Raw genomic sequence first — 25,839 nt, 5'->3', positions numbered from 1 at the left:
CCTAGCATACCCTCCCCCTTCATGTAACGCTCCACGGTGATTTCTTCACCGCAGGCACAATAAAAGGTTGGCAGACTGGGGCTATGCGCTGGCTACTTTCTACCGCGATCGCCCTCCTGGCGGCCTGCACCAGTAGCCCCAGGGTTCTGTACACCCCTGCCGATTTTCAGACTGCGCTGAATGCGGTCAATCAGGCTCGAGCCGTCGCCCGCACCTGTACCAGTGGCAGCAACACCCAATCGTACGCAGCCGCCCCGGCCCTCTCCTGGAACGGTCTGCTGGGGGAGGTAGCCCGCCAGCGCGCCGAACACATCAGACAAACCGGGGAGTTTAGCCACTATGAGGGCTCGAGCTCCACCTTTGCAGTGGCCACCCGCAGCCAGCAGAACGGCTACCGCTACAGGGAAATCCGCGAGAACCTGGCCCAGGGTTATAGCACTGCAACAGACGCGGTAAATGCCTGGCTGGCCAGTACCCAGGGCCACTGCAACACCCTAATGGCCCCAAACCTGCGCGAGATGGGCATGGTAAAGGCGGGCGACTACTGGGTGCTGGTGGCCGCCGAGCCGCAGTAGTGGCGCTCACCGCCGTTTGCGACGTTTCTTTTGGGCTTTTGGTTTCTCCTGGGCAGGCGCGTTGGCCGTTTCCCCGCCCCAGGCGCCAAAGTAAATCTTCTGCGCCCTGACCTTGACCGGCTTGCTGAACCCCCGGCGTTCGTCAGGGGGCCCCACCACCCGCCTCGAGCGAGCCCTGGCGTGCGGGGCCGGGCTTTTGGGCTCGGTGGCTACCACCTTGCGCGAGCGCTGGGCGGGCAGAGCAGGCTCAGGTTGCTGCGCTGAGGCCGGCCTGGAACGCTTTGCTGGCTTCTTTTTTCGGTTTTTCCTGGCACTTTGCTCTGGGTTCGTCTGGGTCTTATCCTGATAAAACTTCTCGGTGGGCACAAAGTCTATCTGGCGGGCCGAAGGGTTGGCCCCGGCTATTTTCACTTCCATCTCGTCTCCAATGCGAATTCGGCGCTTTGTTCGCAGACCCTCGAGGGCCAGCAGGTCTTCGTGGTAGTGGTAGTGGTCGTCCTCGAGGGCGCCCAGTCGGATCATGCCTTCAACCCCGTTGCTGAGGCTCACAAACAGCCCAAAGCCGGTCACGCCCGAAACCGTGCCCCGGTGGGTCTCGCCCTGGTGACGCTGGGCCCACAGGCACTGGTAGTACTTGGTCAGCTCGCGCTCGGCGTTTTCGGCGGCCCGCTCCCGCTCGGAGGTGTGCTCGGCAATTTTGGGGAAACGCTTGGCCCAGTCTTCTCGCTGGGCCGGCCCCGCTTTGCGGCGCAGAAGCGCCCGCAGCACCCGGTGCACCACCAGGTCGGGGTAGCGGCGGATGGGGCTGGTAAAGTGCAGGTAGTGTTCGGCAGCCAGGCCAAAGTGTCCCAGGTTTTCGGCAGCATAACGGGCCAGGCGAAGGGAGCGCAGCAGCAGGGTCGAAATCACTGGCGCCTCGGGTCGGCCCTCGGCTTTTTTCAGGATGCTTTGCAGCGCCTTGGGGCTGAGCTCGCCCCCCGGCAGGCTGTAGCCCAGCTTGCCCAGCGCCGCCACCAGCTTGTTGAAAGCCTCCTCGCTGGGGTCTTCGTGCACCCGAAAGAGTGCGGGAATCTGCCGTTCGGAAAGGTGCTGGGCCACCGTGCGGTTGGCCAGCAGCATCAGTTCTTCAATCAAACTGCGGGCTCTGGGTTCTTGCTGGGGAATCAGATGCAGGTTGCCGTCCTCGTCAACCTCTACCTTAACCTCGGTGAAGTGAAAATCAAGCGCACCCTGCTCCAGACGGCGTTCCTTGAGGGTCTGGGTCAGTTGAAGCAAATGTATCAGGTCGGTTTTGAGTTCCTGGCTCCAGTCAGGCGGAACCGGCTCTGCAAGACTTTCCGGCGCTTCAAGCGTGGCCGCAAACCGCTCTACCTCGGGGTAGGTCAGGCGGGCCACACTGCGGATGACCCCTTCGGCAAAGCGGTAATTTTTGACCTTTCCTTTGGGGGTGAGCTCTACCAGCACCGAAAGCACCAGCCGGTCTTCGTAAGGCTTGAGCGAGCAGATACCGTTGGAAAGCGGTTCGGGCAGCATGGGCAGCACCCGGCCCGGCAGATAGACGCTGGTCGCCCGGGCATAGGCTTCGTGGTCGAGCGCAGAAAACTCCCACACGTAATGCGAGACATCGGCAATGTGGATACCCACCCGGTAGTTGCCGTTGGAAAGGAGCTCTATGTGGATGGCATCGTCGAAATCTTTGGCGTCGGGGCCGTCGATGGTAAAAACCCGTAGCGAGCGGAAGTCTTCGCGCCGTGCCAGCTCCTTGGCGTCCAGATGGGCAATACGTTCGGCTTCGGCCAGAACTTCGGGCGGAAACACGCTCCTTAGCTCGTATTTGGCAATGATGGCCTCGGTTTCGACCTCGGGGCCCTCGCCCTGACCCAGGTAGCCCGATATCTCCCCGTGGGGCTCCTGGGCCTTGCGTCCGCTGGGAAATACCACCCGGGCAGCCAGTCGGGCGCCACTTTCCAGCCCCTCGAGCCCCTCGGGCTTCAGTTTGAGGGCCGGCAGCCGGGCATCGTCCGGCTTGAGCCAGGCAAAACCCTGTTTGAAGTAGAGGCGGCCCACCAGCTGATGGTTCGCCCGCTCCAGTACTTCCGTAACCACCCCCCAGGGCTTGCCGTCGCGGCCCGGAGGGCGGGGTTCGGCCCGCACCAGGTCGCCATGCCAGGCCCCGTTCAGGTGGCCTTTGGGGATGTACAGGTCGGGCCGGTCGGGATTGGTCGGGATGACGAAGGCAAAACCCGCCGGGTGGGCCTGCAACCGACCCTCCAGGCCTTTGCGGGACTGGGCTTCGGGCAGTTCGTAGAGCTTGCGACGGGGCTCCAGAACCTTGCCCTCGGCCACCAGCAAATCCAGGGCTTCCTTGGCTTGGTCTTTGTCGAGCCGCAAGCCCCGCACCACCTCACGCAGGCTGAAACGCTTGTTGGGGTGTTTTTTAAAGTATGCGTAAATCTGCTGTTCGAGCATAGGTGGGCGAAACGCCAGCTCTACAATACGCCCTCGAAGGCCAGCTGGGTGGCTTTCAGGGCACCATCCAGCGCCTCGATGCACTGGTCAATGTGAGCTCTTTCAACGATTAGAGGCGGCTCCAGGCGCACCACCTTGGGGTTGTTGAGGCCAAAGGCGGTCAGCACCCCTCGGGTGGCCAGTTCGGCCACCACCACCGCGCCTATATCGGCGTCGCTGAACTCGAGGCCCACCAGCAAACCCCGCCCCCGCACCTCCTGGATGAACTCGGGGTAGGCTTTTTGCAGCCCGACCAGTTGGCCCAGCAAATAATCGCCCATCTGGGCTGCCCTCGAGGGGATGTCCTCGGAGAGTGTGACCTCGATGGCCGCCAGGGCCGCCGCTGCCGCCAGCGGATTGCCGCCGAAGGTGGTGGAGTGAATCAGGGGCTCGGTTTTGTAGATGCTCAGAATCTCCGGACGGCAGATGGTCGCCGAGATAGGCATCACCCCACCGCCCAGGGCCTTGGCGCTCACCAGAATGTCGGGCTCAACCTCTTCCCAGTTCACCGCCCAGAGCCTGCCGGTGCGGCCCATGCCGGTCTGCACCTCGTCGGCAATCATCACCACGCCTTTTTCGCGGGTAATGCGCCGCACCTCGCGCAGATACCCTTCGGGCGGCACCCGGATGCCCCCTTCGCCCTGGATGGGCTCTACAATGACCGCTGCCGTATCGGGGCCAATGGCAGCCTCGAGGGCCCCGGCATCGCCAAAGGGAACCACCGTCACGCCCGGCACCAGGGGCCGCGCCGGGAGCTGGTAGTGCTCCCTGGGCGTGACCGAAAGGGCCCCCATGGTCTTGCCGTGGTAGCCCCCCTGGGTGGTGATGAAGCCAGGCTTGCCCGTGTAGAAGCGGGCAAACTTGAGCGCAGCCTCCACCCCTTCGGTGCCGGAGTTGCCGAAGTACACCATGGAAAGCTCGCCAGGGGTGATCTCGGCCAGGCGGGCCGCCAGCCGAGTGGCAGGCTCGGAGACCAGCACCCGCACCGACATGGGCATCCGGTCGAGCTGCGCCTTGACCGCCGCCACCACCTTCGGATGCCGATGCCCCAGCGAAAGGGTGCCGTAAAGCCCCAGAAAGTCCAGGTAGCGCTTGCCCTCGGTGTCCCACACATACACGCCCTCGGCATGGGACTCCACTTTGTCCAGCCCGGTAAACCGCAAAAGCCCCGCCAGACCGGGGTTGATGTGCCGCTCGAACTGCTCGAAGATGGTCATGGTCGGGCTCGAGTTTATCACGCCTCGGGTAGCTCGAGGCGCTTAAAAGAAGTTCGGTTACAACCAAAAACCGGTTACCTCTCTCAGCTTGGGGGCTGCGGTGGAAAACCGTAGCGAACTTTCGTCTTTGCGTGGAATCCAGAGGTCGACGAAGCCATCCAGAGGAGGCTTCCCAGGCTACCGGCTGGGCAGGGCGCACTGGATGGCTTCGCATCCTTCGGAGGCTCGCAATGACCAGAAGACTTCCAGGATTCCTGCGAGAATGTGTGGATTATCTGACCGGGCAGTCATGGTTTTTTTCTACCCCGCAGTTGCTTCTTTTCCTGTTTGCGTCGCTTTTCTTCCTCATCGAGCAACACCACCGACCCCCCCGGTAAGCGGCCCTCCCGCAAGATGGCTTCGTAAACGAGGCGCTCGTCGTCGGTGAGTTCGGGGTCGGTACCCCGTTGCTCAATCACCAGTCGCATTGGAATGAGGTTCCAGGGACCGCCAATCCGGTCAGGCAGCCGCCCGTGCGTCCGCAGGTAGGGCACCACCCCCAGCCGGGCGTAGACCACCGCCGTCAGGCGAAGCTCTCGGTCGCTGATTAGCCGGGACAGCTCCTTCACCTTGTCCATACATCCCCAGGTTAGGGCCTGGGAATTTTCAGCTCGACGGACGCAGGTGTGCCGCCAGGGGGTCTGCAATGTTCTGCGGGATTCGCACCGCCTTGCCCCGTGCATCCTGACAAAGATGCCTTGTAAAACCCTCGGCCAGTAAGGTTTCACCCCGCCACACCCGGTACCGGTAGCGCAGGGTGCGAGAGGAAGCCTCTGAGAGCCAGGTCTCGACCTCGACCCGATCCCCGAAGCGGGCCGGGTTGCGGTAGGTCAGGCCAAGTTCAATGACCGCAAAAGCCAGTCCCTGGGCTTCGATCTGGGTGTAGGGCAGGCCGATCTGCTCGAGCCACTCCACCCGGGCGGCCTCGAGCCAGACCACATAGCTGCTGTGGTGCACCACGCCCATGGCATCGGTCTCGGCGTAGCGAACGGTGATGGGAAGGCGAACCGTCATAAGAGCCCCCTGGCCGTCAGGACGCGCTGTCGAGGCGCTCTACGGTAGCAACCAGCTCCGCCGAAACCTTCTCGATCAGTTCTGCTGGGCCTTCCACCATTACCCGCACCAGCGACTCGGTGCCCGAGGGCCGCACGTTGACCCGGCCCTGACCGGCCAGCTGGCTTTCGGCCTGCTGGATGGCTGCGTGAAGCTCGCTGTTTTTCATCAGGCTGTGCTTATCGCGTACCCGCACGTTTTTGAGGAGCTGGGGGTACATCGGCAGGGCCTCGTACCATTCGGCCAGGTCGCGCCCGGACTCGCGCATGGCCTTCAGGGTCAGGATAGCCGTGAGCATGCCGTCGCCGGTAGGGGCGTGGTCGAGGAACAGCACATGGCCGCTCTGCTCACCGCCCAGGGTGAGGGCCGAGGCTTTGAGCTTCTCGTAGACGTAGCGGTCGCCTACAGCGGTGCGGTAGAAGTTGATACCGGCTTCTCGCAGCTTGACCTCGAGGCCCATGTTGCTCATCAGGGTGCCCACCACCCCCGGCTCGCACCGAACCATGGCATTCAGGTACAACACGTGGTCGCCGTGGAACTCGCGCCCCCGGCGGTCTACCAGGATGGCCCGGTCACCGTCGCCATCGAAGGCCACCCCCACGTCGAAGCCCATCTCCACCACCTGCTGCCGCAAAAACTCCGGGTGGGTGGAGCCACAGCCCTTGTTGATGTTGCGCCCATCGGGGGTGTTGAACATCACAAAGACCTCGGCCCCCAACCGCTGAAACAGCCGATGCGCCAGGCGAAAAGTAGCCCCGTTGGCAGTATCGAGGGCGACCTTGAGCCCTTCCAGGCTACCGCCCTTGGAAGCCAGAAAGTCCAGATACATCCGCTCGGCCTCGCGGAAGTCGGAGACCGTACCGATGCCATCGGTCTTGAAGGCCCGGTCGAGCAGTCCCTCAATCTCGGCCTCGGCCTCGTCGGGCAGTTTGTCGCCAGCGGCGCTGAAGAACTTGATGCCGTTGTCCTGGTAGGGGTTGTGGCTGGCCGAGATCATCACCCCGGCGGTAGCCCCCAGCGCACGGGCCAGGTAGGCCACGCCGGGGGTCGGCAGCACGCCCAGGTGCTCCACCCGCACCCCCTGGGACATCAGCCCGGCAGCCAGGGCGGCCTCGAGCATATCGCAGGACTGGCGGGTATCCTTGCCCAGCAGAATCACCGGCCTCTTGACCGTGCTTTTGAAAAATGCACCGGCAGCCTGACCCAGCTTGAGTACAAATTCAGGCGTGAGCGGGGGCTCCCCCGCCACCCCCCGCACCCCATCGGTTCCAAAGTACTTCCGTTCCATCTCGCACAGTTTATACCCATACCCAAAGGTGTTGGGTTCACTTGTGAGAAGGGCTCCGGTCTGCCAGGGTTGAAACATGAAAAAAATTCTTGCTCTTTTGCTTCTGGGCAGCCTGGCCCTGGCACAGGGTCAGCCCCCGGCTGGCACCTCGCCGTTTTTGGACGTGCCGCCCTGCCACTGGGCCAGGGCCGCTGTGGAAGCCATCTCCCGCCCCGACCCCAACCAGCGCCCCCAGGCTTCGGCGCTCTTGGCCGAGAACGCCCTGCGACAGGTGTTCGAGGGCCTTAAATGTAACGACCCGGCCTGGAGCGAACGCTTCCTGCAAAACCCCACCCCCAGCTTTGGCCGCAGCGAAGCCAGCCTCCGTAACTTTGAGTTGAGTGGAGTACAAACGCAGGTCTCGGGCAACCAGGCAACCATCCGCTTCCGGCTTACCGCTGTACTGAACGGCACAACTCTGCAACGCAGCAGCACGGCCCGGCTGTTCTTTGCAGAGCAGGGCTGGAAGGTGGATTATGCCAGCCTGGCTACCCTGAATCTGCCGGTATTTCCACGCTAGCAAGTGGTGTGCTTAGGCCCATTTTTGGGTGCATTATCAACTCTCGACGATAAGCACAGTAGGAGTGGTTGGTAGGAGGTAGTTAGCCACCAACACCTGTCCCCTACCCCCTACACGCCACCTCCCAAAATTTTCAAGTAAAGACGGCATGATCCACCGGCTCGGCAGGCATTGCCCGAGCAACCCATTCCCGAAAAGACTGCAAACCGCGCTGGAACATCCGGGCCCGCTTCTCGGCTTTTTTACCTTTGCCAGTATCAGCAGGAACCAGCCCCCAGTTGGCGTTCATGGGCTGAAAGTTGTCGGGGTTGGCGCTCGAGAGGTAGCGCACCAGGCCGCCCAGCATGGTCTCTTCGGGGGGCAGCAGGGGTTCTTGGCCCAGGGCCAGTCGGGCGGCGTTAAGGCCCGCCAGGAAACCTGTTGCGGCGGACTCGAGGTAACCCTCCACCCCGCTCAGTACCCCGGCCACCAACAGATGGCGGCGCATTCGAAACTGTAAGGTGGGTTCGATCAGCCGGGGCGCGCACAGATAGGTATTGCGGTGCATCACGCCATAACGCACAATCTCGGCATTCTCCAGGCCCGGGATGCTTTGCACCACACTCTTCTGGTCGCCCCATTTGAGACCAGTCTGGAAGCCGACCAGGCTCCACATCTGACCCCGCCGATCCTCGGCGCGCAGTTGCACCACAGCATAGGGTTCCTGGCCGGTTCTGGGATCGGGCAAGCCCACCGGCTTCATGGGGCCAAAGCGGGGGGTATCGTAGCCTCGGCGGGCGATCTCTTCGATGGGCATGCAGCCTTCGAAGAACTCGAGCTTCTCCCAGTCGTGCGGCGTGTGTCGACGGGCCTGGGTCAGCACTTCGTAGAAGTGTCGGTACTGCTCTTCGTTCAGGGGGCAATTGAGGTAATCCGCGCTCTGACCATAGCGACCGGCGCGGTAGGCGACTTCCAGGTTGATGCTCTCGCCCAGCACCACCGGCGCAGCGGCGTCGTAGAAGCCCAGGAACTCGTCGCCCAGCAACGAGCGCAGGTGCTCGGCCAGGGCGTCAGAGGTCAGGGGGCCGGTAGCCAGTACGGTAACGCCGTCGGTGGGAATGCTTTGCAGCTCCTCTCGGATGACCTCAATCCGGGGATGGGCCTCGAGCAGCTCGGTTATCTCCTGCGAGAAACCTTCCCGCTCTACCGCCAGCGCACCCCCTGCGGGTACCCGGTGCCGATCCGCCGCGTGCATCACCAGGGAACCCGCCGCCCGCATCTCGGCTTGCAGGAGCCCTTTGGCGTTGGTCTCGCCCTCGCCGCCCAGGCTATTCGAGCAAACCAGCTCGGCAAAACGAGGGGTCTGGTGGGCCGGGGTCATGCGCGCAGGCCGCATCTCGTATAACCTGACCTGAACCCCCAGGCGGGCTGCAGTGTAGGCGGCCTCCACCCCCGACAAACCGGCTCCAATTACATGAACCCGCGTCATCTCTGAAGTGTATATCAGGCTTCATCTTACGTACACACTCTTGCGGCAAAATGTAAGCGTTCCAAAACCCGAGCCGACCTCTTTCCAACGTGTGCCGAAGCACAAAGGGAGGTAGTTATGCGTTTCAGGGAGGAGCTGGTACTCAACATTCAAGCACCCCGCGAGGCGGTCTGGGCCGCTTTTCAGGATTTCTCGAGCTGGCCTACCTGGGCCAAGGCCATCAAGGAAGTGAGCCGGGTAGGTTCGGCCTGGCGCTTCAAGGCTAGGGGTCAGCCCCCGGTAGACCTGGTTTGGGTGGCCGAGGCTACCGAGCGCAGGCCCCCGGAGTTTTTGGCCTTCCGCAGTGTGCCGGGTGTGCCCCACAACCTGGAAATTTCAGGCTGGCTGCGTCTGGACGAACTGCCGGACGGCACCACCCACCTCGAGCTTCTATTTGAGGGCCACCCTCACTACGACTCTCCTTTGCTGGACAAGGCTGCCGACTGGTATGCCAGCGTATTTGGCGAGCCCAACAAGCTGCTCAAGGTGACTTTTGAACAGTTCAAGGCCCACCTGGAGAAAACCCATCGAGCGCAAGGGCTATCCACCGCCCTGACCTGAATCCAGACTGCTCCAAAACGGGCGATATAGAATCCGCCAGCAATAGCGCTTGAGCCTCGGGGTCGTATCGGAGTACCGCACCACCCCATTTGCAGCGTTGCACAAATTCAGTCGCCTGTGCTGACGACTACTGTTCTGTCCAGGCTAGGGGACGCGAAAAACAGTAAACGTCTGCTTCTGGGGATTTCGTACCTGGCAGCTTTACACTCTCATCCCGTAAGATAGGGTCATGGACAGAAGAATTCGTGTGCTCATTGCCAAACCGGGCCTAGATGGCCACGACCGGGGGGCCAAGGTGGTAGCCAGGGCTCTGCGTGATGCCGGGATGGAGGTCATCTATACAGGCCTGCGACAAACCCCCGAGATGATCGTCTCGGCAGCCCTGCAAGAAGACGTGGACGCCATTGGCCTGTCGGTGCTCTCGGGCGCCCATATGCACTACTTCAGCGAGGTGCGAAGACTCCTCAAGGAGCAGGGCGCGGACGATATTTTGCTTTTCGGGGGTGGCATCATTCCCGATGAAGACGTACCCCACCTCAAAGAAATGGGCGTAGCTGGTGTTTTCGGCCCTGGTACCAGCACCCAGGACATCGTGGACTTCTTGAAGAAAGCCACCCCTGAGCGCTGGGCCACCCAGGGTTGAACCTATCCCTACAAACGACATTCTCTCGGAGAAGCCCTATGGCAAAGTCCACCAAGGTCAAAAAAACCGCTAGTAAAACCAAGTCGAAGTCCCAGCCCACGGCCTGGGTTAGGGTTCCGGAGGAGAGTGAACTCCCGGAGGAAGTGCGGGTTTTGTTCGGCAAGTTCCAGGAAAAAACGGGCTTTGTACCCAATGTCGCCCGCAACTTTGCCCTCACGCCGGAGCACTTCCTGCGCTGGTTCCGTTACTACGACTTCCTAATGCGCAACGAAGACCAGAGCCACCTGAGCCGCAAAGAACGGGAGATGATTGCGGTGGTGGTATCCTCAGCCAACGAGTGTGAGTACTGCCTGGCCTCGCACTCGGCCTATTTGCGCGAGATTACCGGCGACCCCGTGTTACCCGATGTCCTCGCCGCCAACTACCGCCGGGCCCACCTGACCCCCAGAGAACATGCGCTCCTGGAGTTCGCCCATCAGATCACGGTAGACTCCGCGGTGATGAGTTCTGCCGATGTGCAGATGCTGCGGGCTATCGGGCTTTCCGATGAGGCCATTTTTGAAGCGGCTCAGGTGGCCGCTATGTTCAACTTCACCAACCGCATCGCCAACGCCATGGGCTGGGTTCCTAACGAGGTGTACTACTATCAGCACCGTAGCAAAAAGTAGACTGTTCGTATGGAAGGTTTGAAGCCATTTGGTCTGTGGGCACTGATCGCAGTACTGGTGGGTGGGTTGGTTTATCTTGCCCAGTGGCAGGGTTGGGTTTCCAGCACTTTCCCTTTATGGGCGTTGGGTATGGTACTCATTCTGGCGCTGGGGTTTGCAAATCTTCTAGCAAGAGGGCCGAGGTAGCCTGATACCGAATTTACCTGGATGGTTATTCTTGAGTGGCTTTCCTGTACCCCTCATCCGGCGCACCCCAGATGCAGTAAGTGACGTCTCAGGCACTATTCTCCTCAACTGCTGGCGGGGTGTCGCCACCTTCTCCCGCAAGGGGAGAAGGGAAGCGCTCTAAATGTGAATGGGCTTGTCCCAGGTCGCCAGCGCCGCCTCCTTTAGCGCCTCTGCCAGCGTGGGGTGGGCATGGGAAGCCCGCGCTAGGTCTTCCGCGGAAGCATGGAAGGCCATGGCGACCGCCGCCTCGGCGATCAGGTCACCTGCTCTGGGACCGATGATGTGAACACCCAGAATCCGGTCGGTCTCGGCGTGGGCCAGAATTTTGACGAAGCCATCGGTGTCGTTCATGGCCCTGGCGCGGCCATTGGCAGTGAAGGGAAATGAACCCTTCTTGTAAGGGACTCCGGCGGCCTTGAGTTCCTCCTCGGTTTTACCCACCGAGGCGATTTCCGGGTGGGTGTAGACCACGTTGGGAATGGAGTTGTAGTCAACATGGCCATAACCCGTCACCATGTACTCCACCGCAGCATAACCTTCTTCCTCGGCTTTGTGGGCCAGCATGGGGCCCGCTATCACATCGCCAATGGCAAAGATGCTGGGTACGGCGGTCTGGTAATGGGCATTGACCGGGATGCGGCCTCGTTCATCGGTGGAAAGCCCCACGTTCTCCAAACCCAGTCCATCGGTGTTGGGCACCCGCCCGGTTGCCAGCAGTACCCGGTCGGCTACCAGGGATTCTCCACCTTCGTACTCCACAACACCTTTGCCGTCCCTGGCATAGGCCGCGGTCACCCGCACACCGGTGCGGATATCCAGGCCCTGTTTTTTGAAAACTTTCTCAGCGGCTTTGGCGATCTCGCTATCCATCCCCCCCAGAATGGTGGGGAGGTACTCCAGTACGGTGACCTTGGAGCCCAGGCGGTTCCAGACCGAGCCCAGCTCGAGGCCAATCACCCCACCCCCAATCACCACCAGGGTCTCGGGCACCTTGGGGTAGGCAATGGCCTGGTCGGAGGTACCCACAATGTCGTAGTCGAGCGCAACCCCCTTCAACGGAGCCACTTTGGAGCCGGTAGCAATCAGGATGCGTTCGGCCTCGAGCTCCTGCACGCCCTCCGGCCCCTCGACCACCACCTTGTGGGGTGCGACAATTTTGCCATGCCCCAGGTAACGGGTCACCTTATTTTTCTTGAAGAGATAGTCAATGCCGCTTGTATTGGCCTTGACCACCTTGTCCTTGTGGGCCATCAGGGCGGTCAGGTCAAGCTCGGCCTGGCCGATCTTAACCCCGATGATTTGGTTAAGCTTTGCTGCATGGATTTTCTCGCTGGCCTCGAGCAACGCCTTTGATGGAATACAACCCACCCGTAAGCAGGTGCCCCCAAGGGCCTGCTCCTTTTCGATGCAGGCCACATCCAGCCCAAGCTGGGCAGCTTTGATGGCTGCGACATAGCCGCCCGGCCCCGCTCCGATTACCACCAGTTGATGTTTTGGCATAACACCTCAGCTTGTTACGTAGCTAACCACCTTTTGCCGCCGGCCAAAGGTAAACCCGGCTTTTATCGTTTTCCCCTTTTCCTCTCCCCCCTGCGGGAAAGGGTGACGACACTGCCCTTTAGCTCGGTACTCACTAACGCTTCTGATGATGACCCGGTGTCGCCGGGTGAGGGGACTGTAGCCAAGTCCACATGATGCAAATGACAAGCGCCTGAGGGCATACTAGACTTCCAGAGCCAGTCGCACCGGGTTCTCAATCAGCTCCTTGACCCGCTTAAGGAAGGTCACGGCCTCGCGCCCGTCTACGATGCGGTGGTCGTAGGAGAGGGCCAGGTTCATCATGGGGCGGATCACCACGGTGCCGTTTTTGGCTACCGGGCGCTCGACTATGGCGTGCATACCCAGGATACCCACCTGCGGTGGGTTGATGATGGGCGTGGAGTTGAGCGAGCCATAAATGCCGCCGTTGGTAATGGTGAAGGTGCCTCCCATCAGCTCTTCGGGCTTGATTTTCTTGGCCCTCACCCGCTCGCCATAGTCGGCAATGATGGCCTCGATCTGGGCCATGCTGAGCAGGTCGGTGTTGCGAATAACCGGCACCACCAGCCCTTCGCCACCCCCTACAGCAATCCCGATGTCGTAATAACGGTGATAGACGATGTCGCTACCTCGAATTTCGGCATTCAGTTGCGGGATTTCTTGCAGGGCCTGGGTAACGGCCTTGACAAAGAAACTCATGAAGCCGAGCTTGACCCCGTATTTCTTTTGAAAGGCCTCACCGTATTCTTTCCGCAGCTCCATGACCATGCCCATGTCGGCCTCGTTGAAGGTAGTGAGCATGGCGGTGTTCTGTTTGGCGGAGAGCAGGCGCTCAGCAATGCGCCGGCGCAGGGGGGTCATGGGCACCACTTCGTCGCGTCGCTCACCTTTGGCCACCACCGGCGTGGGGGGGCTCGAGGGCAGGGGCGTGGGAGGCGGCGCTACCGGGGCAGCAGGGGCCGTAACCGCCCGCTGCACATCTTCTTTCAGTACCCGTCCTCCGGGGCCGGTTCCGGGCAGGCTTGCCGCCTGAATGCCGGCCTGGGTGGCCAGGCGCTCGGCAGACGGCATCACCTTAGCTTCGGTCACCGCAGCAGCAGGCTGGCTGGGCGCCGGGGCAGGGGCAGGCTGGGCAGGTGGGCTGCTTACAGTAACAGCCCCTTCCTCCAATAACGCCACCACATCCCCCACTTTGGCCTGTCCACTGGGGATGAGAATTTTAGTCAAACGGCCCTGGACGGGCGAGGGTAGCTCCAGGGTGGCCTTGTCGGTCACCAGTTCAACCAGGGGCTCGTCTGCCCCCACCACTTCGCCCTCCTTCTTGAGCCACTGTCCAATTTCAACTTCGGTGATGGATTCTCCCACTGCTGGAATTTTGAGTTCCAAGGCCATGTTGCCTCCCGTTCAGGGGTGCCGCAGCACCTTAACCTGTACAACTTTACTTCAAATGAGGGCCCAGCGCTCCGGGTGCAGGATAGCGGTAAGAGGGAATTCTCCTTTACACGCGCTGAACCTGAAACCCTTTTTCGATCTCGCTTGATGGCGCTTGATTTCGAGGCCCAGAACCCCTTTTGCCAGATTCAAAAAGGCAGTTGAGATAATCAAAAAGTTCTTTAGCTGCCATTTTTGAATCCCAGAACACTCCCGTTGGCCGGGTTGATAAGTCACCGTTCGGTCACGAACCAACCGGACTGGTACTACAACCCGAGGGCTGCCGATACGATTGCCTTCTGCTCCTTGTCGTGCACTTTCTTGGAGCCCACCGCCGGGCTGCTGGACTCTGGACGGGCCACCACACCCAAGGGGTGGCCAAACATCCGGTCGCCAAAGCGGGCCCGAATGAACCACCAGGCCCCCATATTGGCGGGTTCCTCCTGCGTCCAGATGACCTCGGTTTTGGCCGAGTAGAGCGCCAGGGCGGCCTCGAGCTCCTTCATCGGGAAAGGATAAAGCTGTTCAAGGCGGATGAGGGCCACGTCATCCTTGCCTGCGGCCCGCCGGGCGGCCTCGAGGTCGTAGTAAACCTTGCCCGAGCAGAGCACCACCCGCTTGATTTTAGGGCTGGGGTTCCCGGAAAGCACCCGCTGGAAGCGGCCTTGCGAGAGCTCCTCGAGCCTCGATACCGCGTCCGGGTTGCGCAGCAGGCTCTTGGGGGTCATGACGATCAGGGGCTTGCGCCAGGGGCGCACCACCTGGCGGCGCAGCAGGTGGAAGTACTGTGCAGGGGTGGTGGGGTAGGCCACCTGCATGTTGTCGTTGGAGCAGAGCTGGAGGAAGCGCTCGAGGCGGGCGCTGCTGTGTTCAGGGCCACCCCCCTCCATGCCGTGCGGAAGCAGCATCACAATGCCCGACAAGCGGCTCCACTTGGCTTCCGCCGAGGCTATGAACTGGTCAATAATCACCTGGGCCGTATTCACAAAATCGCCATACTGCGCCTCCCAGCCCACCAGCGCCTCGGGCATGTCCAGGCTGTAGCCGTACTCGAACCCCAGCACGCCCGCCTCGGATAGCGCAGAGTTGTAAAGCTCCACCGGCGCCTGACCCTCGGCCAGGTGGTTGGCAGGGATATATCTCTCGCCCGTAATATGGTCGGTATAACCCCCATGACGCTGGGTAAAGGTGCCGCGAATCACGTCCTGACCGGAGATTCGAACCGGATGACCCTCCACCGCCAGCGAGGCAAAAGCCAGCATCTCGGCAGAGGCCCAGTCCAGAGGCCGCTTGTTCTGGCCCATCTCGCGCCGACCCTCCACAAACTTGGTGAGCTTGGGGTGCAGGTTGAACCCCTCAGGCAGGCGGGTCAGGCTTTCCATCAGGGCCGAGAGCTTTTCCATGGGAACTCCGGTTTCGGGGTCGGGCACCCCTTCTTCGGGGCCGCCCAAATAACCCTTCCACACCCCGCCGCCTGCAGGAGGGCGGGTGGGGGTAGGTTCACGGCGAGCCCCCGAAAAGGCGGCCTCGAGGGTGTCCTGGTACTGCTTCGCCAATAGGTTGCAAGCGTCCTTGGTGCAGATGCCCTCCGCTTCCAACTTGGCCTGGTAGCTCAGGTACAGGGGCTTCTTGGCCGCAATGCGGCGGTACATGTCGGGCTGGGTGAAGCTGGGCTCATCGGTCTCGTTGTGGCCGCGTTTGCGGTAGCCAATCAGGTCAATGAACACATCGCGCTTAAAGGTCTTGCGGAACTCCATGGCCAGCTCCACCACCCCCACCAGCGCCTCAGGGTCTTCGGCGTTGACGTGGAAGATGGGGGACTCGAGCATCTTGGCAATCTCGGTGGAGTAGCGCCCCGCCGTGTATTCGTGCGGCTCGGTGGTGAAGCCCACCTGGTTGTTCAGGATGATATGCACCGCACCCCCTACGGTGTAGGCCGGAATCCCCGAGATGTTCAGGGTTTCTTGCACAATGCCCTCGCCTATGAAGGCGGCATCTCCGTGAACCAGTAGCAACATACCCTTTTCGCGCTTGCGATCCCCAAAGCGGTCTTGCTTGGCGCGGGTGCGTCCCATCGCCACCGGCGCAACGAACTCGAGGTGCGAGGGGTTGAAGTTCAGGGAAAGGTGTACGTTACCGTAGGCGGTTGGCAGGTCGTTGGAGTAGCCCAGGTGGTACTTCACGTCGCCGTGGTAGCCTTCGGGGAAGTGCTCCTCAAACTCCAGGAAAATGTCCCGCAGGGGCTTTCTAACCACATTGGCCAGCACGTTCAGGCGGCCCCGGTGGGCCATCCCCATCACCACCTCTATCACCCCATGCTTGGCCGCGTTCTCGAGGGTCAGATCTAGCAGGGGAATCAGGGATTCGGTGCCTTCCAGGCTAAAGGTCTTAGCCCCCAGGTATTTCTTTTGCAAGAACTCCTCGAACAGCGTGGCTTGCATGAGCCGCTCGTGGATTTTTCGTTTCTGCTCCGGTGTGGGCCGGGCAAACCCTGCGGCCAGACGCGCCTCAATCCAGTTACGCACCGCCGGGTCGTCCAGGTGGCCGTACTCGATACCCACTGTACCGCCGTAGCGAGCTTTGTACTGCTCGAGCACAGCCCGCAACGTAGGCGCACCCAGCTCCGCCGGCACAGGACGATCCAGATCAGCTTCGCTCAGGCCGAAAAAGCTGGGATCCAGTTCAGGTGGGGTACGGCGTTCGCGTTCCAGGGGGTCAATTCGCGCTACCAGATGACCACGTTCCCGGTAAGTACGCAAGAAGCGAACCGCCCGCAAGAAAAACGAAGCCAGTTCAGAGACTGAGGCCTCGTTCAAAGGTTCTCGTTGCATCAGCGCACCGTTGCCACCTGCTGGCTCAGCCTGAACAGCCTTGAAGTAGCTAGACCACTCCGGCGGCACGGATGAAGGGTTTTGCTCGTACTCGCGGTAGAGCGCCTCTAAAAAAGCCAGGTTTGAACTGTCTACTGTGTGTTCCATACTCACAGGTTTACAGTCTACAAGGTTTATTGCAGACAAAACGTGTCAAGAAGCTATGAGAAAGCAGGAAGTACCTTTTCACGCCCTTGTTGCGCAACATGCGTCTATGCCCAGACGCAACGCAGACAAGCATGTCTCACCCCGGTGAGGCACGCCTGCTTGTCCCTTCTCGTTTTCGTGGGCTGCCACGTCTGTGAAGAGTGCGATTATCTTTGAAGGGCTTAGGGTTATCTGTCCAATGAAGTACTGCTGCCTACTCGTACTAGGCAAGGGTATCGATCTGCGCTGCCGCCTCGAGGTCGAGCCGGGTGACCCCACCCGCCGAGTGGGTCACGTAGGCTACCCTAACCTTACCCCACATGATTTCCAGGCTGTCTGGATGGTGATCGGCTTTTTCAGCGTACAACGCCACTTTCACTGCAAAGGCCACACCCTCTGCATAAGAGTCAAAGGTGAAGGTTTTCTCAAGCCTGCCCTCCACCAAGACCCACCCAGGCAGATCCTCCAGAGCACTCCGAATGGCCACTTCGTCCAGTTTGGTCACCATAAAACCCCCTCCTTAGCTTGCCAATCCCAGTTACCCTTGGAGCATCGCCTCCATTTTGCGTTTGCAAGACCGTAAAAAAGTGTGCTATACTCCCCGTTGGCGCTTTTTTTGGGTGATTTCCCCGATCTGCCCAAACAAAAGCAAATCAAAGTCTGCAACAGCGTTGGTAGGCGCTGGCGCAAAATGGAGAAAGCAGTGTTCAAGACGTTTGTTCCTGAACCAAAAGAGCCCGGTTGGGTTCTGATTGACGCCGAAGGGCAGCCCATTGGACGGGTAGCCTCCAAGATTGCAGCGGTCTTGCGCGGCAAGCACAAGCCCGACTTTACCCCCAACATGGCCACGGGCGATTGTGTGGTGGTCATCAATGCCGACAAGGTGGTTCTGAAGGGCTCCAAGCCCCGCACCAAGGTTTATACCCGCTACTCTGGCTACCCCGGTGGCCTCAAGCGCACCGTAGGTGCGGTGATGCTGGCCGAAAAGCCGGTCAAGGCCGTGGAGCATGCGGTCAAGGGTATGCTTCCCAAAGGCACCCTGGGCAACATCATGTTCCGCCGTCTAAAGGTCTATGCTGGTGCAAGCCATCCCCATGCGGCCCAGAAACCCGTCAAGATGGAGGTCAAGTAATGGAACAGTATTACGGCACGGGCCGTCGTAAAACCAGTGTGGCACGGGTTTTTTTACGCCCCGGCAGTGGCAAGGTTGAGGTCAATGGAGTGGCTTTTGCCGACTACTTCGGCGGCCTGGTCAAGGCGGTGTCGGCCTTGGAACCCCTGCGCCGGGTAGATGTCAGCAACCGCTTCGATGCCTACATTACCGTCAAAGGCGGCGGCAAAGCCGGACAGGTAGACGCCATTCAGCTCGGCATTGCCCGCGCCCTGGTCAACTACAACAGCGACCTGCGCGCCAAGCTCAAGCCTGCAGGGCTGCTGTCGCGCGACCCCCGCGAAGTCGAGCGCAAAAAGTACGGCAAGCACAAAGCCCGCCGTGCGCCACAGTACAGCAAGCGCTAGGCATCACTCCTACGCACCCCCACCCGAGCGGTGGGGGCTTTTTTTCGTCTAATCGGAGACGTAATCTGGGGTATGAACAAAGCCGAGCTAAAGCGAATGGTGGATGCAAACGACTGGCTCTGGGAAAAGTGGTGGCCTGCCTTGCAGGAGTTACCCCCCGAGCAGGCCCGTCAAGAGGTCGGGGGCTCTTTCCCCAGCATTTTGGCGACCACGGCCCACATGGTCGGGGCCGAAACGGTCTGGCTCGAGCGGCTTCTGGGCAACCCAGCGGCCAGCTTTCCGGCTAGCCCGACAGACATTATGGGCTTGTACGAGTTCTGGCGACGGCTGGCATCCAGAAGACAGGACTGGCTCACCACCGCCGACCCCGAGGCCAGGGTTACCTATCACTTCACCGGCGGAACCGCCACTAATACCGTCACCGAGATAGTCCTGCACTTTACCAGTCACGCCCACTTCCACCGAGGCCAGCTGGCCGGCCAGTTTAGAATGCTGGGTCTAAAGCCCCCTTCGGCACATTGGATCGGGTTTTTCAGGCTTTGAAATTTTCCTCGCTAGGCATCAGATTCTTCCGATTCACTCTCCACCTCAGCTTCCTCGGGGTTCCTCTTCATGACCTCGCGCAGCACAGTGGTAGCGTAAGCCCCTTTGGGCAGAAAAAAACTGATCCAGAGGCCCTCGGCAGTCTCCTCCACACGGGATTCCATCAGGGGAAAGCGAATCAGGCGGCGATCCCCGCGGCGCGTAGCAAAATGGTGGCGTTCCAGCGCATACCTCTGCAAAATCTGATCCTCGAGGGCACGGGCCGGCCCCTCGGCCTCGCGGTATTTTTTGCCGTACAGAGCGCCCGTAGCGCTGATTTCAAAGCGCAATGCCCGTGGGTTTTCCAGGGCCGCATCCTCCACCACAAACTCCCCACCGGTACCGTGTTTTTTGGCCACGTCCCCTTCAATCACCTGACCAAAAAGCCCCATTTCCAAGCGCAGGGCCAGCCAGTCGTTGAATAGGAGGCTTTGCAGGCTCGAGAGCAGAAATTTTTTGAGCCAGGAGGGGGCGTGTGTCTTACCTTGCTTGACCAGCTCGTAGCCCTTGAGGGGGTTCATGCCGCCAATCCCAAAGCGTTGGGGGCCATAGTAGTTGGGCACTCCCTGGCGCTCGAGCGCCCGCAGAATGGCCTCGACTCGCATTTTTGCAGATGCAGACTCACTCCCGTGCTCTAGCCCGGCTTGCTGTGAACCTCGTCGAATCAGGATGCGAAAGTGGTTGCCCCGCAGGTGTCCCACCCGCAGCTTGTGGGGGTGCAGGCCCCAATCCAGCACCCGCACCCCCTCCAGCTCGGCCAGGCGTTCCAGGCGCTCCTGGTAGCGGGCTGGAATACTAAACCACTGCTGGGTCAGGGCGTGCTTGTCCTTCAGACCCGCCACCCCGATGTGGGCCTCGTTGATATGCAGCCGGTCGCGCATAAACTCAAATACCGCCCGGGTAGTCAGGCCTTCTTTTTCTATCAACACCAACAGATGCTCACCCTGGCCCAGAGGGCTATAGGCGGGCACCTCAAAAACCTGAAAATCCCTGGGCTGGCGGCGAATCACCCCGTCCAGCCCAGGCAAATCCGGGGTGAGATAGGGATAGGCATTGAAATCAAAGCGGAGATTGGGAAAAGAAGCCATACCCGATAGCATATAGGGGTGGATACCAGTCAGCTAGAAGCCCAGTTTGCCACCCATCTGACCCGCATGGTGCCGGAGGGCAGCCTGGTAGCGGCGGTATCGGGAGGCGGCGACTCGGTCGCCTTGTTGCTGCTGCTAACCTCAACCCCTCGCAAGGTGGTGGTAGCCCATCTCGATCACGCCCTGCGCGAAGGTTCTGCAGCAGATGCCCTGTGGGTACAGTCGCTGGCCGAACGACTGGGGTATGCCTTCGAATCGGAAAGGCTCGAGGTTGCCCGAATTGCGGGCGAGCGCGGGGAAAACCTGGAGGCCACCGCACGGGAGTTGCGCTATGGTTTTCTGGCCAAGGTAGCCAAAAAGCACGGCGCTCAGGCCATCCTGACCGCCCATACCGAGGACGACCAGGCCGAAACGGTACTGTTACAGCTATTGCAGGGCACGGGTCGGGGCCTGGGGATGCGACCCAAACGGGGCAAGGTGGTGCGCCCGCTGCTCGAAATCAGCCGCAGCACGCTGCGGGCCTATCTTCGGAGCAAAAATCAGGACTGGCTCGAGGACATCACCAACGCTGACACCTCGATGGACCGCAATTTTCTGCGCCATGAGATTTTTCCCAGGCTTAAAGATCGCTTTCCCCAAACCAACGCCTCTCTCGCCCGTTTTGCCGCCATCTCGCAGGTAGACGACGAGGCCCTTGACCCGCTGGCCGGACAACTATTGCTGCGGGACGGGCGCTGGCCCTGTCCGGCCTATCGCATTGCCCCGCTCTTGCAGGCGCCGGCAGGGCTGCGGCGCCGAGCTTTGCGGCAGATGCTCGAGCAGATCGGGCTTCGACCCGAAGCCAACTGGATTACCCAGCTCGAGCGAGCCTTGCAGGGCGAGTCCTTCACTCTACCCGAAGGCTGGCAGGTGCGCCGCCGCGACGGCACCCTGTTCCTGATTCCGCCCATCGTGGATGCCTTTCCCCCCTGGCGGGGCTCGAGGCTTCCCAAGCCGGGCGACCAGATTGACCTGCCGGAAGGCCGGGTTCGGCTGGTGGATTTTTTCACCGAACACAGCGTTCCACCCGAGCTCAAGCAGGTCTGGCCGGTACGAGCGGTTGGCGACACCGTACAGGAAGTCTGGAACCTCTGGCCCGAGTCGGACGACCTCGAGCACATGCGCACGGCCCTCGAGCAAGCTCGGCTGGCCTTGGGCAGTGGCGAAGTACCCATTGGAGCGGTGGTGGTCTGGGACGGCACAGAGCTGGCCACCGCCCACAACGAGGTGGAGCGCATCCAAGACGCCACCGCCCACGCCGAGCTACTGGCCCTACAAAGAGCCCTGCTCAAAAAGCAAGCCAAGGTGCTGCCAGGAGCCACCGTCTATGTCACCTTAGAGCCCTGCCCCATGTGCTTCGGCGCTCTGATGGAGGCCCAGGTGAAGCGGGTGGTATATGCCGTAGAAAACCTCAAGGCAGGGGCCGTAACAGTCCATCGCCTGAAACCACCCTTCGACTGGGAAGGCGGCTGGCTCGAACGCGAGTCAGCCAAGCTTCTGAGGGGCTTTTTTGCACATAAACGTGCTTCTCAGTAAATCTGTGCATTAACCAAAATGCACGGTTTACAAGACCCCCTCCGCGCAAACCCGTGACTTTGCGACCAAGTTGTGCTAAAGTTTCTATTCGGCTCTGCCGGGCCTGTCGGATTTACCCGAACGGAGGGGTGCCGGAGTGGTTGAACGGGCCGGTCTCGAAAACCGGTATAGGGGGTTCCCCCTATCGAGGGTTCGAATCCCTCCTCCTCCGCCAGAAACACCGGAGTCAGGCCATAGATACAGGGTCAGGGCTAAGGGGACAGGTGGCAAACAACCCCTACCTGTTGTCAGACCACTTTTTTGCAAGCATCACCCTTCATCAGGCCGCCTGGGTTCACCCGAAAAGCAATGGATACGGTTCTGCGCGAAGTCACCCCCGAAGAAGTACGCATCCTCCTCGAGCAGCTAGGTGCTAGCGCCGAACAGATCAAGGAAAACCTGTTCAGCCTGGAGTTTCCCAGTGGTTTGCGCGGGCATCTCATCACCTACGGCGAGCCACATGTGACAAGCTTGCAATTGCGGGCCGGGTTTTCGGGTTTTGACCGGGTAGAACCCCGCCACCTGCTCAACTGGAATCGCCGCTACCGCTTTACCAAGTCTTACCTCGATGCCGATAACGATCCGGTCATCGAGAGCGACCTGCGCCTCGAGGGGGTCACCCCCGAGGCCATCCACGCCTTTATTCGTGATTTCAGCGACCAGGTCACGCTTTTTTTCTCCTACATGCGCATGATTGATGCTGGCTTAATAGAGTAGATTGCTTTTCTCGAATTCTTTCGGAGTCATCCAAGGTAAAAAACTTTGTCCTGGACAGAACAGTGGCCGGCTTGAATAGCCAGCGCTAGGCTGTGTTTCTAACCCAACCAGAACCCATACCGCCCACCCAGAAGCCCGCGCTTTGTAAGCGCTTGCCTGACAGCCGCCAAGCCATTTTCCAGGGCTTTTTGAAAGTTGGGTTGGCCTAGCAGGTAAATCAGGCTTACCAGCTCCCCCACAACGGTAAAACCGCGTACCTGCTTTTCTGTGGCCCATAGCTTTTGCGCCAGACGTTCGGAATACTGCCAGGGCGCCTTCAGGTAGTGCTCGGGGCCGTGCCAGGGTTTGAGCTGGCTTTGGTAGGCAGCCCGCTCCTTGCCTCGGAGCTCGGGCACTGCGCCAGGTGCGCAGTAACGGGCGGACAGGTTGGTCAGTACCCCCCGGCAAGCCAGGGGGCGCTGGGGATGCACCGAGCAGGCCCCCTCCGGCGTGAGCAGCGGACAGGGGTTGGCCTCCAGGAAGTACCGGGTGGGAAAATCGGGTCTATGTTTTTGCTGTGCTATGCGGGTAAGCCTTTTGGGGCCCTCGGCCTCGAGGCGGACGAGCACTTGTGGTTGATGGGCCTCGAGCTGTTCGCGCAGATAAGCGGCCTCGGCCAACCCCACCACCACCCAGGCAAAGCAACACGCAAAACAGCCCTGGCGGCAGCTTACTTTCAGGCCGTGCTGAGCCAGATAGCCTTCGGTCTGAGTGTCCAGCTTCTGGTGCGCTCGAGCCACCGCCTGCCGCAAGTCCGGGTTCATAACTTCCATGATACGCATGCCAGGTATCTCCACACCCAAGAGGAGAATGTCGTCTGGGACGAGGTTGATTGGTTGCTTACAGGTAAGCAAACCTGTAATGGTACAATCACTTCCTGATTATGAATGTCCTCGGTCGAATCACCGCCATGCCCACCCTGCCTGAGCCCCTGAAGGGACTGCGCGAAGTGGCCTACAATCTCTGGTGGAGCTGGAACCCGGAGGCCCTACATCTCTTTGAACAAATTAATCCTTCGCAGTGGAAGCGCTTCCGGTCGAACCCGGTGCGAGCCTTGTTGGAAGCCGAACCCGAGCGGCTGCAGGCCCTGGCAGAGAATGCGGGTTATGTGGGCGCGGTAGAAGCCACCGTCGCTAACTTCCGCCATTACCTGCAAACCCGCCCCCAAAAACCCCCGCGCATTGCCTATTTCTCGATGGAGTATGGTTTCCACGAGTCGCTACCCATCTACTCGGGCGGCCTGGGCATTCTGGCCGGCGACCACGTGAAGTCGGCTTCAGATCTGGGGCTTAGCCTGACCGGAATTGGCATGTTCTACCACGAGGGCTATTTCCGCCAGCAGCTCACCCCCGAGGGCCAGCAGCGTGAAGTCTACGAAGATTTGCTGCCCGAGGAGCTGCCATTGCAGGTAGTGACCAGAGACGGCAGGCCCCTCAAGGTGGGGGTTGAGTTTCCCGGACGCACGGTTTACATCATGGCCTACAAGGCCCAGGTGGGCACCGTTCCGGTCTACCTAATGAGCACCAACCTGCCGGAAAACCGCCCCGAAGACCGCGCCCTAACTGCCCGTCTGTATGCGCCTGGACAGGAAATCCGCATCGAGCAGGAACTCATTCTGGGGGTGGGTGGGGTTCGCCTGATCAGGGCGCTGGGCTTGGAGCCCGAAGTCTGGCACATGAACGAGGGCCACGCGGCGTTCCTGGGCCTGGAGCGTATGCGCGAGATGGTGGCCGCCGGGCGCTCTTTCAGCGAAGCGCTGGAAGCCACGGCAGCAGGGGCTCTCTTCACCACCCATACCCCGGTACCTGCCGGACACGACACCTTTCCGCTGGATCTGGTGGAACGCTACCTGGATGGCTGGTGGAACAAGCTGGGCATCAGTAAAGAGGAGTTCATTGCCCTGGGGCGCGAGGAAAAAAGCTATGGCCCGGTTTTCAGCATGTCCAACCTGGCCCTGCACACCTCCCGCGCTGCCGGGGGGGTTTCGGCCCTGCACGGCGAAGTCTCCCGCGAGATGTTCCAGCATCTGTGGAAGGGCCTCGAGCCGGAGGAAGTCCCTATCGGGCATATTACCAACGGCATCCATACTTTCACCTTCCTACATCCCGAGATGCACAGCCTCTACGAGCGCACTTTCCCTAAAACCTGGATCGAGCAGTTGCACGACCCCAGCCAGTGGACCGTGGATCGGCTCGAGGAGGACGAACTCTGGCGCATCCGCAACAAACTGCGGGCCAGCCTGATTGAGGAGGTGCGGGAGCGGTTATTCGAGCAGCGCCGCCGCAATGGCGACCTACCGGCCAGCCTACGGGCTGCCGAGAAAGTGCTAGACCCCACCGTGCTTACCATCGGGTTTGCCCGCCGTTTTGCCACCTACAAGCGGGCCATCCTTATGTTTACCGACCCCGAGCGGTTGGTCTCCATTCTGAACGGCCCCCTGCCGGTGCAGTTTGTCTTTGCCGGGAAGGCCCACCCCAAGGATGAACCCGGCAAGGAGTTCATCAAGAAGCTGGCCGAGAAAATCAAGGCCCTGGGGCTGGAAGACAAAATGATTTTGCTCGAGAACTACGACATGAGCCTGGCCCGCAGCCTGGTACAGGGGGTGGACGTCTGGCTCAATACCCCCCGCCGCCCCATGGAAGCCTCGGGCACCTCGGGCATGAAAGCCGCCCTCAATGGTGCCCTGAACTTCTCCATTCTGGACGGCTGGTGGGCCGAGGCCTTCAACACCACCAACGGCTGGGCCATCGGCGACGAGCGTACCTACGCCACCGAAGAGGCCCAGGATCACGCCGATGCCCAGAGCTTCTACGACACACTGCAGTACGAGGTGATTCCGCTGTTTTACGCTCGAGGGGCCGTTGGCACGCCCAGCGGCTGGTTGGCTATGGTGCGCGACAGCATCCGCACCTGTGGCCCCACCTACTCCGCCCAGCGCATGGTGGATGAGTACCACCGCAAGTTCTACACGCCCCTGGCGAAGCGGGCGGCCCACCTGATGGAGCGGAATGCTGCTGCCCTCAAGGAGGTGGCGGGCTGGAAAACCCTGGTGAAGGGAGCCTGGAACAATGTAAAGGTCTGGGTGGAAGCGCCCCACCCCACGGCCAACCAACCCTTGCAGTTGCGGGCCTTTGTGCAAGCCTATGGCATTCCCACCGAGACCTTGAAGGTTGAGCTGGTAGTCCGCCGCAGCAGCGGCGACCTGGAAGTGGTCGCGCTGAAGCCCAGCGGCCAGGAGCGCGATGCCCTCCTGTACACCGGCAGCTACACCCCGGCCCGGCCTGGCAGTTATGTGTACGGGGTTCGGGTCGTGGCAGCGCACCCCGAGCTTTCCAGCCCCCGTGAGGTAGCCTTCGTGAAGTGGGCCGGAACCGTGGTTGAGGAGCCGGTGAAGGTGTAGTTGTCCCAAACAAAAGCCCACCCTTTGGTGGGCTTTTTTTCTCATATA

The 25,839-nt window shown here is 60.8% G+C and carries 23 protein-coding genes and 1 tRNA gene; 12 read left to right on the top strand and 12 right to left on the bottom strand.

Annotated elements, in window-relative coordinates:
- Positions 1-83 precede the first annotated feature (83 nt).
- Positions 84-575, top strand: coding sequence for a CAP domain-containing protein (locus tag J3L12_RS00865; protein WP_208013143.1), 492 nt, complete (start codon positions 84-86; stop codon positions 573-575).
- Positions 576-581: 6 nt separating this feature from the next.
- Here the strand turns inward: J3L12_RS00865 and rnr are convergent, their stop codons facing one another.
- The 5 genes from rnr to glmM all read right to left on the bottom strand — a co-directional run bounded on the left by rnr (position 582) and on the right by glmM (position 6,680).
- Positions 582-3,044: a ribonuclease R gene (rnr, locus tag J3L12_RS00860; protein ID WP_208013142.1), complete on the bottom strand. Its 2,463-nt coding sequence runs from the start codon at positions 3,042-3,044 to the stop codon at positions 582-584.
- A gap of 20 nt (positions 3,045-3,064) precedes the next feature.
- A complete protein-coding gene (locus J3L12_RS00855) occupies positions 3,065-4,300 on the bottom strand; it encodes an aspartate aminotransferase family protein (RefSeq protein WP_208013141.1) in 1,236 nt (411 codons plus the stop codon).
- 287 nt (positions 4,301-4,587) lie between these two features.
- Entirely contained in the window at positions 4,588-4,917 is a 330-nt protein-coding gene (locus J3L12_RS00850; protein WP_208013140.1) for a hypothetical protein, read from the bottom strand.
- A 28-nt stretch (positions 4,918-4,945) separates the two neighbouring features.
- The gene (locus tag J3L12_RS00845; RefSeq protein WP_208013139.1) at positions 4,946-5,353 is read right to left on the bottom strand and encodes a thioesterase family protein; all 408 of its coding nucleotides are present in this window, start codon (positions 5,351-5,353) and stop codon (positions 4,946-4,948) included.
- A 16-nt stretch (positions 5,354-5,369) separates the two neighbouring features.
- Positions 5,370-6,680: a phosphoglucosamine mutase gene (gene glmM / locus J3L12_RS00840; RefSeq protein ID WP_208013138.1), complete on the bottom strand. Its 1,311-nt coding sequence runs from the start codon at positions 6,678-6,680 to the stop codon at positions 5,370-5,372.
- A 76-nt stretch (positions 6,681-6,756) separates the two neighbouring features.
- On the opposite strand from glmM, the gene J3L12_RS00835 reads away from it, so the two are divergent.
- Positions 6,757-7,239, top strand: a complete 483-nt coding sequence (locus J3L12_RS00835; protein WP_208013137.1) for a hypothetical protein — start codon at positions 6,757-6,759, stop codon at positions 7,237-7,239.
- A 133-nt stretch (positions 7,240-7,372) separates the two neighbouring features.
- Here J3L12_RS00835 and trmFO read toward each other — a convergent pair whose 3' ends face one another.
- Complete coding sequence (gene trmFO / locus J3L12_RS00830) at positions 7,373-8,707, bottom strand: methylenetetrahydrofolate--tRNA-(uracil(54)-C(5))-methyltransferase (FADH(2)-oxidizing) TrmFO (protein WP_208013136.1); 1,335 nt, start codon at positions 8,705-8,707, stop codon at positions 7,373-7,375.
- Positions 8,708-8,824: 117 nt separating this feature from the next.
- On the opposite strand from trmFO, the gene J3L12_RS00825 reads away from it, so the two are divergent.
- The 3 genes from J3L12_RS00825 (at position 8,825) to J3L12_RS00815 (ending at position 10,618) form a co-directional block, all read left to right on the top strand.
- Positions 8,825-9,307: an SRPBCC family protein gene (locus tag J3L12_RS00825; RefSeq protein WP_208013135.1), complete on the top strand. Its 483-nt coding sequence runs from the start codon at positions 8,825-8,827 to the stop codon at positions 9,305-9,307.
- A gap of 229 nt (positions 9,308-9,536) precedes the next feature.
- The gene (locus tag J3L12_RS00820) at positions 9,537-9,950 is read left to right on the top strand and encodes a cobalamin B12-binding domain-containing protein (RefSeq protein ID WP_208013134.1); all 414 of its coding nucleotides are present in this window, start codon (positions 9,537-9,539) and stop codon (positions 9,948-9,950) included.
- Positions 9,951-9,988: 38 nt separating this feature from the next.
- On the top strand, positions 9,989-10,618 hold the full coding sequence (locus J3L12_RS00815) for a peroxidase-related enzyme (RefSeq protein ID WP_208013133.1): 630 nt from the start codon (positions 9,989-9,991) through the stop codon (positions 10,616-10,618).
- Between the two features lie 345 nt (positions 10,619-10,963).
- Here the strand turns inward: J3L12_RS00815 and lpdA are convergent, their stop codons facing one another.
- The 4 genes from lpdA to J3L12_RS00795 form a co-directional block, all read right to left on the bottom strand.
- Positions 10,964-12,346 carry a dihydrolipoyl dehydrogenase gene (gene lpdA, locus J3L12_RS00810; RefSeq protein ID WP_208013132.1) on the bottom strand — a complete coding sequence of 461 codons (1,383 nt, stop codon included), beginning with the start codon at positions 12,344-12,346 and terminating at the stop codon, positions 10,964-10,966.
- 222 nt (positions 12,347-12,568) lie between these two features.
- Complete coding sequence (gene odhB / locus J3L12_RS00805; protein WP_208013131.1) at positions 12,569-13,777, bottom strand: 2-oxoglutarate dehydrogenase complex dihydrolipoyllysine-residue succinyltransferase; 1,209 nt, start codon at positions 13,775-13,777, stop codon at positions 12,569-12,571.
- Positions 13,778-14,082: 305 nt separating this feature from the next.
- Positions 14,083-16,794, bottom strand: coding sequence for a 2-oxoglutarate dehydrogenase E1 component (locus J3L12_RS00800; RefSeq protein ID WP_208013130.1), 2,712 nt, complete (start codon positions 16,792-16,794; stop codon positions 14,083-14,085).
- Positions 16,795-17,056: 262 nt separating this feature from the next.
- Positions 17,057-17,341: a 4a-hydroxytetrahydrobiopterin dehydratase gene (locus J3L12_RS00795; RefSeq protein ID WP_208013129.1), complete on the bottom strand. Its 285-nt coding sequence runs from the start codon at positions 17,339-17,341 to the stop codon at positions 17,057-17,059.
- Positions 17,342-17,524: 183 nt separating this feature from the next.
- Between J3L12_RS00795 and rplM the strand changes: the two genes are divergently transcribed.
- From rplM to J3L12_RS00780, 3 genes are all read left to right on the top strand, one after another.
- Positions 17,525-17,965 (top strand): 50S ribosomal protein L13, encoded by a 441-nt coding sequence (gene rplM / locus J3L12_RS00790; protein ID WP_208013128.1) that lies wholly within the window; start codon positions 17,525-17,527, stop codon positions 17,963-17,965.
- Positions 17,965-18,351, top strand: a complete 387-nt coding sequence (gene rpsI, locus J3L12_RS00785) for a 30S ribosomal protein S9 (RefSeq protein ID WP_208013127.1) — start codon at positions 17,965-17,967, stop codon at positions 18,349-18,351. The genes rplM and rpsI overlap by 1 nt, the downstream gene beginning before the upstream one ends.
- Before the next feature lie 72 nt (positions 18,352-18,423).
- Positions 18,424-18,894 carry a DinB family protein gene (locus tag J3L12_RS00780; RefSeq protein ID WP_208013126.1) on the top strand — a complete coding sequence of 157 codons (471 nt, stop codon included), beginning with the start codon at positions 18,424-18,426 and terminating at the stop codon, positions 18,892-18,894.
- Positions 18,895-18,905: 11 nt separating this feature from the next.
- On the opposite strand, the gene J3L12_RS00775 is transcribed toward J3L12_RS00780, so the two are convergent.
- Positions 18,906-20,021 carry a tRNA pseudouridine(13) synthase TruD gene (locus tag J3L12_RS00775; RefSeq protein WP_208013125.1) on the bottom strand — a complete coding sequence of 372 codons (1,116 nt, stop codon included), beginning with the start codon at positions 20,019-20,021 and terminating at the stop codon, positions 18,906-18,908.
- Positions 20,022-20,087: 66 nt separating this feature from the next.
- Here J3L12_RS00775 and tilS point away from each other — a divergent pair, with 66 nt between their 5' ends.
- The 3 genes from tilS (at position 20,088) to J3L12_RS00760 (ending at position 22,352) form a co-directional block, all read left to right on the top strand.
- Positions 20,088-21,596 (top strand): tRNA lysidine(34) synthetase TilS, encoded by a 1,509-nt coding sequence (gene tilS, locus J3L12_RS00770; protein WP_208013278.1) that lies wholly within the window; start codon positions 20,088-20,090, stop codon positions 21,594-21,596.
- 122 nt (positions 21,597-21,718) lie between these two features.
- Positions 21,719-21,810: transfer RNA gene (locus tag J3L12_RS00765), tRNA-Ser, on the top strand.
- A gap of 134 nt (positions 21,811-21,944) precedes the next feature.
- The gene (locus tag J3L12_RS00760) at positions 21,945-22,352 is read left to right on the top strand and encodes a YbjN domain-containing protein (RefSeq protein WP_208013124.1); all 408 of its coding nucleotides are present in this window, start codon (positions 21,945-21,947) and stop codon (positions 22,350-22,352) included.
- Between the two features lie 98 nt (positions 22,353-22,450).
- Here the strand turns inward: J3L12_RS00760 and J3L12_RS00755 are convergent, their stop codons facing one another.
- Complete coding sequence (locus J3L12_RS00755) at positions 22,451-23,173, bottom strand: YkgJ family cysteine cluster protein (protein ID WP_243454777.1); 723 nt, start codon at positions 23,171-23,173, stop codon at positions 22,451-22,453.
- 101 nt (positions 23,174-23,274) lie between these two features.
- On the opposite strand from J3L12_RS00755, the gene glgP reads away from it, so the two are divergent.
- The gene (gene glgP / locus J3L12_RS00750) at positions 23,275-25,791 is read left to right on the top strand and encodes an alpha-glucan family phosphorylase (protein ID WP_208013123.1); all 2,517 of its coding nucleotides are present in this window, start codon (positions 23,275-23,277) and stop codon (positions 25,789-25,791) included.
- Positions 25,792-25,839: the final 48 nt, after the last annotated feature.

Source organism: Meiothermus sp. CFH 77666 (assembly GCF_017497985.1).
Classification (GTDB): Bacteria; Deinococcota; Deinococci; order Deinococcales; family Thermaceae; genus Meiothermus.
This window is presented reverse-complemented; position numbering and strand designations above follow the sequence as displayed.

Bases quoted from the DNA above. Each gene is read 5' to 3' on its own strand.
- J3L12_RS00835 (WP_208013137.1), top strand. From the start codon at position 6,757: ATGAAAAAAATTCTTGCTCTTTTGCTTCTGGGCAGCCTGGCCCTGGCA.
- J3L12_RS00825 (WP_208013135.1), top strand. From the start codon at position 8,825: ATGCGTTTCAGGGAGGAGCTGGTACTCAACATTCAAGCACCCCGCGAG.
- rplM (WP_208013128.1), top strand. From the start codon at position 17,525: ATGGAGAAAGCAGTGTTCAAGACGTTTGTTCCTGAACCAAAAGAGCCC.
- J3L12_RS00760 (WP_208013124.1), top strand. From the start codon at position 21,945: ATGGATACGGTTCTGCGCGAAGTCACCCCCGAAGAAGTACGCATCCTC.
- J3L12_RS00815 (WP_208013133.1), top strand. From the start codon at position 9,989: ATGGCAAAGTCCACCAAGGTCAAAAAAACCGCTAGTAAAACCAAGTCG.
- J3L12_RS00800 (WP_208013130.1), bottom strand. From the start codon at position 16,794: ATGGAACACACAGTAGACAGTTCAAACCTGGCTTTTTTAGAGGCGCTC.
- J3L12_RS00850 (WP_208013140.1), bottom strand. From the start codon at position 4,917: ATGGACAAGGTGAAGGAGCTGTCCCGGCTAATCAGCGACCGAGAGCTT.
- rnr (WP_208013142.1), bottom strand. From the start codon at position 3,044: ATGCTCGAACAGCAGATTTACGCATACTTTAAAAAACACCCCAACAAG.
- J3L12_RS00820 (WP_208013134.1), top strand. From the start codon at position 9,537: ATGGACAGAAGAATTCGTGTGCTCATTGCCAAACCGGGCCTAGATGGC.
- tilS (WP_208013278.1), top strand. From the start codon at position 20,088: ATGGTGCCGGAGGGCAGCCTGGTAGCGGCGGTATCGGGAGGCGGCGAC.
- lpdA (WP_208013132.1), bottom strand. From the start codon at position 12,346: ATGCCAAAACATCAACTGGTGGTAATCGGAGCGGGGCCGGGCGGCTAT.
- J3L12_RS00845 (WP_208013139.1), bottom strand. From the start codon at position 5,353: ATGACGGTTCGCCTTCCCATCACCGTTCGCTACGCCGAGACCGATGCC.
- glmM (WP_208013138.1), bottom strand. From the start codon at position 6,680: ATGGAACGGAAGTACTTTGGAACCGATGGGGTGCGGGGGGTGGCGGGG.
- J3L12_RS00855 (WP_208013141.1), bottom strand. From the start codon at position 4,300: ATGACCATCTTCGAGCAGTTCGAGCGGCACATCAACCCCGGTCTGGCG.
- trmFO (WP_208013136.1), bottom strand. From the start codon at position 8,707: ATGACGCGGGTTCATGTAATTGGAGCCGGTTTGTCGGGGGTGGAGGCC.
- J3L12_RS00865 (WP_208013143.1), top strand. From the start codon at position 84: ATGCGCTGGCTACTTTCTACCGCGATCGCCCTCCTGGCGGCCTGCACC.
- J3L12_RS00795 (WP_208013129.1), bottom strand. From the start codon at position 17,341: ATGGTGACCAAACTGGACGAAGTGGCCATTCGGAGTGCTCTGGAGGAT.
- odhB (WP_208013131.1), bottom strand. From the start codon at position 13,777: ATGGCCTTGGAACTCAAAATTCCAGCAGTGGGAGAATCCATCACCGAA.
- J3L12_RS00780 (WP_208013126.1), top strand. From the start codon at position 18,424: ATGAACAAAGCCGAGCTAAAGCGAATGGTGGATGCAAACGACTGGCTC.
- rpsI (WP_208013127.1), top strand. From the start codon at position 17,965: ATGGAACAGTATTACGGCACGGGCCGTCGTAAAACCAGTGTGGCACGG.
- J3L12_RS00775 (WP_208013125.1), bottom strand. From the start codon at position 20,021: ATGGCTTCTTTTCCCAATCTCCGCTTTGATTTCAATGCCTATCCCTAT.
- J3L12_RS00755 (WP_243454777.1), bottom strand. From the start codon at position 23,173: ATGCGTATCATGGAAGTTATGAACCCGGACTTGCGGCAGGCGGTGGCT.
- glgP (WP_208013123.1), top strand. From the start codon at position 23,275: ATGAATGTCCTCGGTCGAATCACCGCCATGCCCACCCTGCCTGAGCCC.